The sequence below is a fragment of the Lactonifactor longoviformis DSM 17459 genome (assembly GCF_900129135.1).
Taxonomy (GTDB): domain Bacteria; phylum Bacillota; class Clostridia; order Lachnospirales; family Lachnospiraceae; genus Lactonifactor; species Lactonifactor longoviformis.
In genome coordinates this window covers 128296-142198 of the sequence record NZ_FQVI01000001.1, presented here as the reverse complement: position 1 = coordinate 142198, position 13903 = coordinate 128296, and the positions used below count along the sequence as shown (strand labels likewise).

Annotated in this window: 13 protein-coding genes; 10 read left to right on the top strand and 3 right to left on the bottom strand. The window is 45.5% G+C overall.

The features are described 5' to 3' along the window. Positions 1-76 precede the first annotated feature (76 nt). Positions 77-697: a uracil-DNA glycosylase family protein gene (locus tag BUA56_RS00550; RefSeq protein ID WP_226902863.1), complete on the top strand. Its 621-nt coding sequence runs from the start codon at positions 77-79 to the stop codon at positions 695-697. A gap of 46 nt (positions 698-743) precedes the next feature. On the opposite strand, the gene BUA56_RS00545 is transcribed toward BUA56_RS00550, so the two are convergent. Beyond that, positions 744-1946 (bottom strand): LysM peptidoglycan-binding domain-containing protein, encoded by a 1203-nt coding sequence (locus BUA56_RS00545; RefSeq protein WP_072848217.1) that lies wholly within the window; start codon positions 1944-1946, stop codon positions 744-746. Between the two features lie 70 nt (positions 1947-2016). Between BUA56_RS00545 and BUA56_RS00540 the strand changes: the two genes are divergently transcribed. After that, a complete protein-coding gene (locus BUA56_RS00540; RefSeq protein ID WP_072848216.1) occupies positions 2017-2670 on the top strand; it encodes a pentapeptide repeat-containing protein in 654 nt (217 codons plus the stop codon). A gap of 1 nt (position 2671) precedes the next feature. On the opposite strand, the gene BUA56_RS00535 is transcribed toward BUA56_RS00540, so the two are convergent. Continuing rightward, the gene (locus BUA56_RS00535) at positions 2672-3925 is read right to left on the bottom strand and encodes a DUF6076 domain-containing protein (RefSeq protein ID WP_072848215.1); all 1254 of its coding nucleotides are present in this window, start codon (positions 3923-3925) and stop codon (positions 2672-2674) included. Between the two features lie 240 nt (positions 3926-4165). Here BUA56_RS00535 and BUA56_RS00530 point away from each other — a divergent pair, with 240 nt between their 5' ends. From BUA56_RS00530 to BUA56_RS00495, 8 genes are all read left to right on the top strand, one after another. Next, entirely contained in the window at positions 4166-5308 is a 1143-nt protein-coding gene (locus tag BUA56_RS00530; protein ID WP_072848214.1) for a Glu/Leu/Phe/Val dehydrogenase dimerization domain-containing protein, read from the top strand. A 76-nt stretch (positions 5309-5384) separates the two neighbouring features. Further along, positions 5385-5597 (top strand): 4Fe-4S binding protein, encoded by a 213-nt coding sequence (locus tag BUA56_RS00525; protein WP_072848213.1) that lies wholly within the window; start codon positions 5385-5387, stop codon positions 5595-5597. Then, entirely contained in the window at positions 5594-6664 is a 1071-nt protein-coding gene (gene vorB, locus BUA56_RS00520; protein ID WP_072848212.1) for a 3-methyl-2-oxobutanoate dehydrogenase subunit VorB, read from the top strand. Before BUA56_RS00525 ends, vorB begins: the two co-directional genes overlap by 4 nt. Further along, on the top strand, positions 6665-7408 hold the full coding sequence (locus BUA56_RS00515; RefSeq protein WP_072848211.1) for a thiamine pyrophosphate-dependent enzyme: 744 nt from the start codon (positions 6665-6667) through the stop codon (positions 7406-7408). Continuing rightward, complete coding sequence (locus BUA56_RS00510; protein WP_072848210.1) at positions 7408-7947, top strand: 2-oxoacid:acceptor oxidoreductase family protein; 540 nt, start codon at positions 7408-7410, stop codon at positions 7945-7947. The genes BUA56_RS00515 and BUA56_RS00510 overlap by 1 nt, the downstream gene beginning before the upstream one ends. 4 nt (positions 7948-7951) lie before the next feature. Further along, the gene (locus BUA56_RS00505) at positions 7952-10039 is read left to right on the top strand and encodes an acetate--CoA ligase family protein (RefSeq protein WP_072848209.1); all 2088 of its coding nucleotides are present in this window, start codon (positions 7952-7954) and stop codon (positions 10037-10039) included. 25 nt (positions 10040-10064) lie between these two features. Next, a complete protein-coding gene (locus BUA56_RS00500) occupies positions 10065-11297 on the top strand; it encodes an MFS transporter (RefSeq protein ID WP_072848208.1) in 1233 nt (410 codons plus the stop codon). Between the two features lie 57 nt (positions 11298-11354). Further along, positions 11355-12761 carry a sodium:solute symporter family protein gene (locus BUA56_RS00495; protein WP_072848207.1) on the top strand — a complete coding sequence of 469 codons (1407 nt, stop codon included), beginning with the start codon at positions 11355-11357 and terminating at the stop codon, positions 12759-12761. Here BUA56_RS00495 and BUA56_RS00490 read toward each other — a convergent pair whose 3' ends face one another. Beyond that, a complete protein-coding gene (locus BUA56_RS00490) occupies positions 12762-13697 on the bottom strand; it encodes a LysR family transcriptional regulator (protein WP_072848206.1) in 936 nt (311 codons plus the stop codon). Positions 13698-13903: the final 206 nt, after the last annotated feature.

Here is a 13903-nt window from a genome sequence, read left to right as displayed (position 1 = left end):
TCCCTTTTTCCCGCACAGCTATGAGATACTAACGTTAGCGCACTGCTTTCATTATAAGATTGAGAGAGGATTAGTTATGGATAATAATATGATTTCCAGAAGGGAAGCATATGAAGAGTTACTGGAAAGTGTAAAGGCTTGTAAGGCCTGCCGGGATCGTCTGGACCCCAGCCCTGTTATCTGGGGAAACATTGACGCAAGGATTATGCAAATCAGCCAGGCCCCTTCCCTGAAGGTTCATCAGACCCAAAGACCCTTTAACGATGCCAGCGGAGTGAAGCTCCGCCGGGAGTGGTATCAGATTTCTGATGAGATGTTTTATGATCCCTATAATTTTTATATCGCGTCAATCGGCCGCTGCTATCCGGGAAAGACACCTGGGGGAAGTGACAGAAAACCGCCCAGGAAATGTGCGGATCTCTGGCTTGGAAAAGAGATGGAACTGGTCAATAATGAACTGTACATTTTGATTGGCGGATGTGCGGCAGCTTATTTTTTTCCGAAAGAAAATTTTTCTGAACTGGTTTTCCGGGACCTGGAGATAAACGGCAGACAGACCTTTGTACTGCCCCATCCATCTCCAGCCAACAGGAGATGGTTTCTAAAACATCCTGAATTTATGGAGAAGAGGGTTTGTGAGGTTGGAGAGGCTGTGAGGCGTATCTGCAGGAAAAAACCGGCATCCCCGGAGGCGTAAAGCCCCTCAGGGAATCCCGGTTGTGACCGTCGGGTTGCTCTGACTGTTAAGGAACTCGGAGCACCTGGCCCGGATAAATGAGATTAGGATTACTAATTCCATTCAGGTCTGCCAGGTATGAAACTGTGGTTCCGTATCTCTGCGCAATGCCCCATAGAGTATCTCCTCTTTGCACCGTATAGACGGCAGCCGAATAATTCCGCTCAGGGATTTCCAGCTGCTGCCCCGGATAGATGAGATTGGGATTGGCAATGTGGTTCAGCGCTGCAATCTGTGCGACGGTAGTGCGGTATCTCTGTGCGATTCCCCAGAGAGTATCGCCCCTTCGCACCGTGTATCTGATGCTTGCAGATTCTGTGGAAGAACGATCCTCCACCGGTATTCGAAGAACCTCTCCGGGGAAGATGAGGTTAGGATTGCTGATTTGGTTTTCTTCCACAATGGATGAGATTGTGGTATGATAAAGTCTTGCAATCCCCCATAGAGTATTGCCTGGCTTTACCGTATAGATGGCATTGGTGGTTCTGGAGGGAGGCATTGCTGGGTGGGGAGTTACCTGTCCGGAGCTGCTTAAGTACATCTCTTCCGTATACAAGTCTCTGTCTACATATCCCTGTATACCAGAAATCTGTCCACGGGAGGTATACTGCCATCCGGCCCAGGAATCCCAGTTTACGGAATCTCTTGGGGTGCTGACCCCGTATTCTGCCACCCAGAGGGGATAGGAAGTGATTTCCCCCTGAAATATATCTGTGGCGTCGTAGGCATTGCTGTATACAACAGCCTCCCTGCCGCCGATCTCCTCCAGAGTCTGAATAAAGGTTAAGGCGATATCATTGATTTCAGAGACAGAAAGCCCCTGCAGATCTTCAAAATCCATGGCCAGCCGATAGTCAAAGTCCTTGCCCTGTATAGTATTTACAAAAAAATGAGCCTGGTAGGCAGCCTGAGAGACTGTGCGGGCAGTGACATAGTGATAAAAACCAACGGACAAGCCTGCAGCTTTTGCGTTGGAATAATTTTGCTCGAAGTATGGATCTATATAGGAACTGCCCAGGCTGGAGCGAATATATACGCCTTCAATGCCGGAGTCAGCCACTTGTTCAAAATCAATATCGCCCTGATACATACTTACATCAATGCCCTCGTGGGTATCCGATGAGGGAGGGAGCGCAGCGACGGATACAAGAGAACAGCAGGGCAGCAGCAGTAAAAAGCAGAAAAAAACAGTAATAAATTTTTTTAACATAGCATAGAATACTCCTTTTTTACTAGCATATGGCATAAAAAAGGAGGTGTGCGCGGAAAGGAGAGAAAAGATGAGGCTTAATCCACCCTGTTTACCTGAAATGCTGGAGTCTCTGGGAACAGATTTTAAAAACCAGATGATGCGGGCAAAGGAGGAAGAGACAGATATTCTTGAAAAAAGTATCGCAGATGTCTGGGAGGAAGAAGAAGATTTCAGCAGAATTTCATTTGCAAAAGTTGTGTTTAAAAACTGTCATTTCATGAATTGTTTGTTTGAAAGAACCAGTTTTTTAGACGTTATTTTTCTGAATTGTGATTTCTCAAACAGCAATTTTACCGATGCATATTTTCATCGATGCAGGATAATAGGAGGGAAATGGATGGGGGTAAATTTACATCATTCTGTGCTGAAACATACAGAAATTACGGATGGAAATTTTAAACTTTCTAACCTGGATTCCTGCAGATTTGATCATGTTTCTATCTGTGAAACGAGTATGGAACATGGGAATATTACCGCCTGTAAAATGAAGGATATTCAGGTTCTTCGTACAGATTTTACCCTGGCATCCTTCTTCAAAACTCCATTGAAGGGCATTGATTTTACTGAATGTACTATAGACAGAATCACTGTATCGGAGGAGCTTTCTGAACTAAAAGGAGTCATTATAAACCCATATCAGGCAGTAGAATTAGCTAAGTTATTAGGGGTGATTATCAAATGAATCACCCCTCCCGATCTAATATTTTCTTGAATTCTTCGAAAGAAATATCACCTTTTTTTGCTTTTTCCAATGCTTTTTTTGCCTTTTTTGTCCACTGAATAAACTCCTTTTCAGAGGATGGTTTGTTCACAATATTTCTCTGTTTTCTCGCATTTTCCCTTTTGTATGCAGTACGGTAATAGCGAATCAATTCATCGGTATGTATCTGTTTGTCGTAGTAATCCTCCCGGCAGGTTTTAGAATTCGCCTGTATCCTGGAACAATAGAGTTCATCCTTTCGGTTATACGGGGAGAAGAGCCTCCCGCAGTTTTTGCAGGGCCTTACGTGAACATTATTGGAAACCAAAAGAGAAAAAGTATAGAGACAGATGGTGCTGATGTCCTCCAGGGTTGTAATATCCAGATTCGTAGTGGTTTCAATGGATGTTTTTTCTACGGAAGCAGCTAATGCTGAGAAATCCAGTGCTGTCTTCGATTTTTTGATCAGCTCGTAATAATTTGCGTTGGATATGATACTGCTTACCATAACTTCGTTGTTGTCAGAGAAGGAGATCAGACGGTCCGGATCCATGGCGCTGGCCCGGTCGCTCAGGTTAAAGATGCTCTGGATTGTCTGATTCCGCATAAAATTTGAATCAAAATGTGACTGGTACAGGTATGCTCTCTGCTGTGTGTGCAGTTTAGAAAATTCCGGAAAGCTGGAGTAATCCAGGCAGAAGGTAACGGCATTTCGCATAGAGGAGATGAAGTTCAGAAACTCTTCCAGTTCCTTCAGCTCATGCATAATGCTTCTTCGTACCTGATCCCAGTAATGCTGCATTTTGCTGTCCCTGTCCGCCTCTGTCATATCTGAAGCGTCGTAATTCATATACTCCCTGAAGTAATAGAACTCATACCATTTGTAGTTTGATAGTACCGGATTTAGATAAAAAGTGGATTTCCAAAAGGGATGAACCGCGGATAAACTATTATAAATATCGTGAATAAATCCCATTGTAGTATGTATTTTTTTCTGGTCCAGGTAATCTTTATCCAGATATTTGAAGACTTTATTGTAGTGGGATACAATGGGGGGCAGTGCCTCATCGCTGTATTCTAAAAAATCCAGAAAATGTTGTCCCAGGGCAGTATGAGTGCGTTCAATACACTTGTACTGATTGCTGTCGGGAGAAATTTTTTTGTAAATCTCAAAGTATTCCCGGCCTTGGGTTGAGTTCACCAGAAAACGGCCAAAAATCACGGGTTCATTAAACATTTTTAACTTCCTCCTCATAGACAGTGCGTTTTTATTTTAGATACTATCCACAAAAGTAAGAGCGAAAATGTTGAAAAATGAGTAAAAATTGATATAATGTCTCACATGGGGATAGATGTTAGAAAAAAGTTTTTTCATTTATGCTATTTTCTAATATTATAGCCTGAAATCGCTTCTTTTGCAATAGAATTGGCCAATACATGCAATAGAACAGGAGAAAAAACAATAGGAGGATTGGGTATGAGACCTTATATTTTAATTGAGTGGAACGATACAAAAACAGACGCTAAGGGTTGGTTATGTGTGTTTAATCTGGCAAAAGGGTATTCCGGAGGCGGAATCAGAATGCATCCCACAGTGACGAGAGAAGAGGTAATTCGTCTGGCAGAGGCAATGGCCTACAAAAGGAAAGCCTGCGAGAATACCTGGCAGGGCGGTGCAAAGGCCGGAATCGTATATGACTACAAAGCACCGGATGCTGTTGATGTGTTAAAAAGATTTATCATTGCCATGAGGCCATACATCGATGCAGGACTGGCAATGGGTTCTGACCTGGGGACGAAGTATGAGGACGTATACCGGATCTTCGATGAGCTGGGAATGGGACGTCCCATGACAAAGTCTATGAGAAATAATCCTATCATAGCTAAAGGCCAGGAAAATGTAAGAAAACTCCTGCAGAGCCACTACGACGGATTCCTGCTCAATGACCTGACCACCGGATACGGTGTTGCTGTTTCAGGAGATGAGGCATGGAAACAGATGGGCGGAGAACCCGGAGCTTCCGTTGTAATCCAGGGATTTGGATGTGTAGGTCTCAGCTGTACCCACAGGCTTCATAAGCTGGGTTATAAGATCGTGGGTATTGCAGATGCAAACTGCTTTGTATACTGCAAGGATGGTTTGGACGTAGAAAGTCTTATAGCAAACGTTCTGCCGAGAGGCGAGATGGACCAGTCTAAATTCGATCCTTCCTGGGAGGTAATGCCGAACTCCGCATGGATGGATGTGCCCTGTGATATCTTGGTTCCAGTAGCTCTGGAAGATGTCATCAACGGCAGCAATGTAGATAAAGTAAAGGCAAAGCTTATCTGTGAAGGCGCAAATATTCCGGTAGCCGCTTCCGCAGATCCGGGCCTTCATGAAAGAGGAATTCAGATTGTACCTGACTTCATTGCAAATCTGGGTGCTGTACGTTTCTTCTACACCATCACCTTTGGAGTGATCGAACCTACCGCAGAAAATGTAATTCATGATATTGATGCACTCTGCAGAAGAAATGTTGCTAAAATCTTCGAGATTTCAAAAGCCACAGGCAGATATCAAAGAGATATTGCTCTGGAAATATTCGAACCAGACACCCAGGACGAGCCGGAGTGCTAGTTAACCGGCAGGCAAACAGCAGCCGGTCTGTCCCCGCAAGGCGGACAGGCGGGCTGCAGGAAAGGAGAAGGTAATTATGGTTGTCATAAAAAAGGAAAACTGCAAATCCTGCGGTTATTGTATCCGGGCGTGCAAACAGGGGGCGCTGTCCGTGTCTTCGGAAATCAACGGCAAGGGGTACGCAGTGGTGGAAGTAGACCAGGATAAATGTATCGGATGCGGAATCTGCTATACGGTATGTCCTGATTATGTAATAACAATCAAAAATGAGGAGGTGCAACCGGCATGAGAACATTAATGAAGGGGAATAATGCTTTGGCTGAGGCTGCTATTTTAGCAGGCTGCCGGTTCTTTGCCGGCTATCCCATCACACCTCAGACAGAGATTCTGGAATATCTCTCAACCAGGCTGCCGGAAGTGGGAGGGCAGTTTGTGCAGACGGAATCAGAGCTGGCAGGCATTAATATGGTGCTGGGGGCAGCGGCAACGGGATTCCGGGCTATGACAAGTTCTTCGGGACCGGGATTCAGCCTGAAGCAGGAGGGAATCTCCTACATATCTTCTATGGAGCTGCCTGCAGTCATTGTAGATGTTATGCGCTACGGCATCGGTCTGGGAAATATTACTCTGGGACAGGGGGATTATTTCCAGGCAGTTAAAGGCGGAGGACACGGCGGTTATAAGACCTTAGTTTATGCACCTTCTTCCGTACAGGAAAATGTGGATTACACCATTCTTGCTTTTGACAAGGCAGAGGAATACAGAACACCTGTTATCATACTCAGCGACGGCGCCATCGGACAGATGGCAGAATCCGTAAAGCTCCCTGAGGGAAAAGAGCACGATCCCAATAAATTTGAGTGGACGCTGAAGGGAAAAGATGATACGTATCCCAACGGAAGAAAGATGACTGACCGGATTTACTATGACTTTAAATATACAGAGTATGATCCCCATATCCGCGACCGTTATTCTGCCATGGAGGAGAATGAACAAATGTGGGAGGAAGTGGAGACCGAGGATGCGGAGATTATTCTTGTAGCCTATGGCATCACATCCAGAGTATGCCGGGGCGCTGTAAAGGCAGCCAGGGCAAATGGGGTGAAGCTGGGAATGATCCGTCCTATCACTCTTTGGCCGTTCCCGAAGAAAGCGCTTCACAAGACAAACAAAACCGTAAAAGCTTATCTGGCCGTTGAGATGAATGCATGCGGACAGATGGTGGAAGATGTAGCTCTTTATGCACAGGGGACACCGGTATACGCTTATCCCTCCGGCAGAGTTATCGCTGATCAGGAAGAGATTCTCCGGATTGTAGACGAAATCCGTGCCGGAACAAGAAAGGAGGCATTCTAAATGGCAGCAGTAAAAGAGAGAGAAATACCAAGAAGTATTTATGCGGCAAACAGCTTCTGCCCGGGATGCGGCCACGGACTTGTATTGCGGCTCATTGCGGAAGTGATTGATGAAATGGATATAGACAGGGATACCATTGGCGTATTGGCAGTTGGGTGCAGCTGTCTGACAAACCGGACACTTGCCATTGATCTGCTGCAGTCTCCTCACGGCAGGGCCTCCGCGGCAGCCGCCGCCATTAAGCGCTGCAGACCTGAAAAGCTGGTTCTTACCTACCAGGGGGACGGGGATGCTGCCTCTATCGGTATCGCAGAGACGATCTATACCGCGCAGAGAAAAGAGAAAATCACCCAGATTATTGTAAATAACGGCGTTTACGGAATGACAGGAGGGCAGATGTCCCCTACCACTCTTGTAGGACAGAAAACAACTACCTCTGTGAAAGGAAGAGACCCTGAAGTATCCGGCATGCCTCTGAATCTTATGGAAGTGCTGAAAAGCTTTGAACCTGCTTATATGGCTAGAGGATCTATTCATGATGCCCCGCATATTATGAAGGCAAAATCTTATATCAAAAAGGCGTTTGCTGCTCAGATGGCAGGCGAAGGCTACTCCTGTGTTGAGATACTTTCCCCATGTCCCACAAACTGGCATATGACACCGGAGGAATCTATGAGAAGAATCGGGGAAGAAGTTATCCAGTATTATCCTCTGGGTGAATTTGCAAAGGGAGGTGACCAGTAATGGAGAAACAATTTGTATTTGCAGGTTTCGGAGGTCAGGGTATTCTGACAACAGGTCTGATTATCGCTCATATCGGGGCGATGCAGGATAAAGAGGTCACCTGGATTCCTTCTTACGGTGCGGAGATGCGCGGGGGAACAGCCAATTGTACCGTTAAAATCAGTGATGAGCTGATCGGCAGTCCTTTTGTCAAGAAGATAGATATTTTAGTTGCCATGAATCAGCCTTCTATAGACAAGTTTCTGCCTCAGATGAAAGACGACGGGATTATCCTGGTTAATTCTTCTATTGTAAAGGATGTACCTAGAAAAGGAGACATCAGGGTAGTGGAAATTCCGGCTACGGAGGTATGTGAAAAGATTTCTTATTCCAGAGGAACGAATATCTGCATTATCGGGGCTCTGGCGGCATGTACAGATCTTTTTGGCAAAGAATGCTATGAAGAAGGAATCAAACATTACTTTGCGAAGAAGCCACAGTTCCATGAGAGTAATCTTGCGGCATTTCAGGCAGGTTATGACTATGTAGCAAAGGAGTGAGCCTATGGAACTGACAAAATTACTGCGCCCTAGAAGTATTGCTGTGATTGGAGCAACGGACAAGCCCGGATTCGGGCTGTCCACCTGCAGCAATCTGCTGAAAACAAAGATAAAAGAGCATGTTTATTTCGTTCATCCCAAAAGAGAGGAAGTTCTGGGAAAAGAATGTTATAAAAGTATAGGGGAAATCCCTGAAAAAATAGACATGTGCGTGCTCATTGTGAATAAAAAAGTAGTGCCGTCAGCCCTTGAGGAGGCAGCTGAATACGGATGTAAGGCGGCGGTTGTCTACGCCAGCGGGTATGGAGAAACCGGTGACAAGGAAAGCGAAGGCCAGCTTCGGGAGCTCTGCAGAAAACTCGATATGGCGGTTATGGGGGTAAACTGTGCCGGATTCATCAACAATCTGGACGAAATCTTTGCCTTTGGAATGCTGGTGCCTGGTGAGGCGAGAAAGGGAAATGTGGCCATTATATCCCAGTCGGGAAAAATCTGCCTGAATATGATGCAGATTACCTATATGAATTTTTCCTATCTTATCTCCAGCGGGAACAGCACCTGTATCCGCATTGAGGATTATCTGGAGTTCCTCATAAAAGATGAAGATACCAAAGTGATCGGCCTTTATATGGAAGGAATTAAAGATCCTGTAAAATTCAAAGAGGTTCTGAAGCAGGCAGCTCTGGCCAGAAAGCCGGTGGTTATCCTGAAGGTAGGAAAAACCTCAAAGGGGAGTGCTCTGGCGGCTTCTCATACAGGCAGTCTCGCAGGGTCAGACAAAGCGTTTGATGCAATTGTTAAAAAATTCGGTGTAATTCGTGTGGATGATATTGAGGAATTGGTACAGATGTGCCATATGCTCAGTGTACTGCCTATGATTCCGGAGAATACAGGACTTTCGGCCATGTGTCTTTCAGGGGGAGAGACTGGAGTGTGCGCAGATACAGGAACTCTGCTGGGGCTGGAATATCCTGAATTTGCTCCTGAGACAATGGAGAAGCTAAGAGAGCTTCTGCCGGATTATGCCACACCGGCCAACCCTCTGGACATGTCTGCCACCCTGGCCCATGACGGAGAAAAGTATGCGGCAGTCATTCAGGCCATTATGGAAGATCCCTCGATAGGGATGGTATTGTGCGGCCAGACGATTCTCCCGGAGCACGGTCCGAAAGACGTGATTCAGCCCATGTCAGACGGCATGGTGATTGCAGCCGGCAAAAAGAAGAAACCTGTTGCGGTTATGAGTTTCTTTAACTCATCCAGGGATAAGATGGTACGTGAAAAGTTGGAAGCAGCAGGAGTTCCTATCCTGCCAGCCACAGGCTGCGGCTTCAAGCTTCTGAAATATCTCATGGATTTTGTGAAATATAAACCGGAAGAACATATTTTAGATTTGGCAATACTGGAGAATCAGAAGAAAGAAAAAGTCAGGACAGCGTTAAGCGAACATGACAGCAAATGCGAACTGGCAGCGGCAGGGGTACCTGTCCCTCCGGAAGCTATTGTAAGCTCAAAGGAGGAACTAAGAGACTTTGCCCCAGGCATTTCTTATCCGGCTGTGGCTAAAATTGCATCTCCGGATATTCTGCATAAAAGTGATGTGGGGGGAGTGAAGCTGAATCTCCAAGATGCCGGGGAGCTGGAGACTGCCTACCAGGAGATTATGGAAAGTGTAAAGGAGAAATGTCCGGACGCCAGAATCGACGGTGTATTGGTTCAGTCCATGCTTCCCCAGGGAGTGGAGATGATCATCGGGGTAAATGCGGATCCCCAGTTCGGACCAATGATTCTGTGCGGGCTCGGGGGCGTCTTTGTGGAGGTTTTTAAAGATGTAAGTCTTTATCCTGCGCCTCTGAATGAACAGGAAGCCAGAAGCATGATAGAATCTCTGAAAGGCTATAAGCTGTTGAACGGATACCGGGGCAGTAAAAAATGTGATGTGGATGCTCTGGCAAAATTTATTGTTAAGATTTCCGAATATGCGGTTGCCCAGAAGGAATCCTTAAAGGAACTGGATATCAACCCACTGTTTGTGTACCCCGAAGGAGAAGGGGTTGCACTTGCGGATGCTTTGGTTATTAAAGAGCAATAGTACAAGAACCCAAGGAGGTATGTAGATGGGAAATACGAATAAGCAACACAAATGGATTGCATTTTTTGTGGTTACTATATCAGCGGGTCTGATTTACCGTGTCCCATATTTGAAAACCGTGTTTTACGATGCGTTGGTGGAAGAATTTAAGCTGACCAACACACAAGTAGGAACTATCATGAGTGTTTACTCAATTACGAAAATGATTATCTATATCCCCGGAGGTATTCTTGCAGATCGTTTTGACAACCGCAAGATGCTGGTTGGATCCAACCTGATGCTGGCGGCGCTGACCTTCTGGTATGCGACGATTCCATCTCTGACAGGACTTATGGCAATCCAGTTTTTACTTGCATTTTCGAATGTAGTATTTTGGGTATCAGCAGTAAAGGCTATCCGTATTCTTGCGGATGACAATGAGCAGGGTTCTATCTTTGGCTATAGTGAGGGAATCCGCGCCGCGGCAGGCGTTCTGATTAATTTTGCAGCTCTGGCAGTGTTTAATCACTTTGTCACAACGGCTCAGCCTCTTCGTTACGTTTTGCTGTTCTACGGTATTGTTTACACTTTACTGACCATCGCTATGTGGCTCCTTCTTCCCAAAAAGAGCAAAGAAGAAGCACGCACATCTGCAACCTTTGCCGACTATGTCAAAGTGTTAAAGATCCCGGGGATCTGGATTGTGGCTCTCCTTGTAATGTGTGCTTACAGCGCCCAGGTTGCATCAGAATATACAACTACATACCTGACAACTATATTCGGAATGACCACCGTTACAGCCGGGATCGTGGCTACCATCCGAAGCTACGGAATTGGTATATTCAGCGCGCCTATTATGGGTAAAATCGCAGACAAAACCAGCTCTTATTCTAAAATGGTTATGGGATTATTTGTAGTAGAGATTGTTTTTGCAGCACTCCTCCTGGTTATTCCGGGAAAATCAAGTATGCTGATACCTGCCATTGTGACAGTGATCGCATTTGCGACGGTTATGTATGCAATCCGTGGAATTTACTTTGCAACTATGGGGGAGGCCGGGGTTCCAAAAGAATTTACCGGAACTGCAACGGGTATTATCTGTGCCATCGGTTTCCTGCCGGACGCATATATGAATCTGATACTCGGCAAACTGATTGACAGCAATCCGGGAGCTGCAGGATTTAAGTTCGTATTCGGAGCGATTATCCTCTTCGCTGTGTTGGGTATTGTATTTGCACTTATTATAAACCGGATGGGAAAGAAGAACATAAAAGCATAAATCCGTACTGAAATACGCAAACGAAATATTCTTACAAAAGGTCAGGTGATACAATTTATGGTTCTTGTACTTACGGTATTAATAATCTATTTTGCAGCCACTGCTGCCATCAGTATTGTACTGCAGAAAAAATCAAAAAATCTGGAGGGTTACTATCTTGGACAGAGGAATCTTCCATGGCCTGTGATTATGCTGACCTTTGCGGCTACCTGGATTGGTGCGTCTTCTACCCTGGGAAAATCAGGTCTGGCATATGAGATTGGAATCTCTGCGATTCTGCCTACATTTGCGACGGTAATTGCTTTTGCGGTATTCTGTCTGTTTGCCGGGCGCATTCAGAAAATAGGGCAGAAGTATCATATTCTGTCCATACCGGATCTGATTACCAAAAGATTTGGCCGCCTGCCAGCCCTGATAGCCTCAGCCATTATTGGCTGGACGGTTATCGGGACCGCAGGAACCCAGATGGTTGCCTCTTCAAAAATCCTTCAGATGGTTATGGCAGATGACTGGGAGATATCCTATCAGACAGCTCTTATCGTCACCACTGTAATTGTTATCGCCTACACTACCCTGTCCGGATTTTACGGGGTTGCCTATACAGATACCCTTCAGGGAATACTGCTCATCGTAGTCATCGGGGTAATTCTGCCGGCAGCAGCATTGAGTAAAGTAGGAGGGCTGACCAATCTGGCGGCCAGCCTTCCGGAACATTATTTCGAATTGAAATTTGACAAATCCATTGCATCCTATACGGTTGTATATTTGCTATATTTTTTGGCTGGACCTCCCTATTGGCAGCGTTCCTTTGCTTCCTCATCTTCTAAGGTGGCCAGCAAGGGAGCGATTGGAGGTAATGTAATCATCCTGTTCTACAGCTTTGCTGTGACCATTATAGGTGTGTGTGCATTGATTCTCTATCCGTCCTTTCCAAAAGGAATCTCCCATGAAATGCTGATTCCCCTGATGGTAAAAGAATCTTTTCCGCCTATTCTGTACGCTTTGGTGATTACATCCCTGATTGCCATTGTAATGTCTACCATTGACAGTTATCTGCTTCTGGCTTCCCAGACGCTGTGCACCGACTTGCTTCTGGCAATCCATCCGGGAGTAAAACAGGAGACCCAGCTGAAGCTGTCCAGATATTCGGTGGTTGTAATAGGACTTCTTGCCCTGGTATTTGCTTTGAGAATGGAGAATATTCTGGAGTCACTGGTTTTATCAATGTCTTACTTCGCCTCAGCCATAGCAATCCCTGCCATGGCAGCACTCTTGTCCAAACGGGCAAAGAAGCTTGGAATTACCATGGGGATGATCGGCGGATTTTTATCGTCGGTACTGTGGAAATCTGTACTGGGTAATCCCTTTGGAGTTCCGGAAGTAATTGTGGGGAGCCTTATGTCGCTGGCATTGCTGATTGTTGGATCCGCAGTGGATCGGCGGGAGACAATATTCCTGGAATAGCTAAAGACATGCGACCTTTAAAAACTCCTCCATTGCCCTGGTTACATACCGGCTCTGCTTATGATAAAAGTAAACATTCCTCACAGTCTCAGGATCCTGTAGCTTATAGAATATAATATTCTCGTCGGGCCTGCTGTGCCGGATCAGGGTATCGCTTACGAAGGCTATCCCCATTCCATAACAGGCAACATTGTATGCCGACAGCTGCTGGTCCAGCTTTAGTATTACTCTTGGACGGAAGCCGTGGCTGCTGCAGATTTTATCGGCCCGTTCCCGGGTATCGTTGCCTGAGCGCAGAAGGATGAAGGGGTCCTCCCGGAATGCTTCCAGGGGGACGCAGGGGGTTGACTCCAGATGGTGTTTTTCGGACACAATGTCTTCTTTGGAGAGCCTGCAGTTTATGAAAGATTTGTTGGATGCAAAATGTCTGGGGACCGCCAGAAGAAGCTGTTCTCTGCACAGGAAGTGACGGGTGTAGATGGATTCATGAAAAGCATAATTGTCAATGACAAGATCCAGTGCCCCAGATATCAGCTGCTGTTCTAACTGGGAGGTGTTGGCCTCAATGAGACTGATTTGAATGAAAGGATACTTCTGCATGTATCTGGAGACTATGGGAGGGAGCACAAAAGAGGTGAAAAAATTACTGCCTCCGATGGAAAGTCTGCCGGTTTTCAATTCATTCATATGATTCAGGTAGTTTTCAAAACCGTTTTCTATATCCAAGATCTTCTCCATGCATTTTACATATTCTTTCCCGCAGTCTGTAAGCTGAATAGGATTGGTGCTTCGGTCAAATAGGGGGGTGCCCACGCGCTCCTCTATTTTTTTAATTGTTGCACTCAGAGATGGCTGGGAGATGTACAGATTGGCAGCTGCCTTGGAAAAGCTTTTTTCCTTATAAACTTCGTATACGTATTCCATTCCTTTGAACATAGCAACCCTCATATAACTTTTAATTTATAATAGTACAGCAGATATAATATTCTGTCTCCAGTATAAAAGAGAAGTTAAAAAGGTGCAACAAAAATTGTATTGAAAAAGATGATTGTCAATGAATCCTATGTAATGGTATAATATAGGTTACTTGGGAGAAGTCAGTTTGGGGAACAAAGGAAGCAATTACTATCCATAGGAACGAT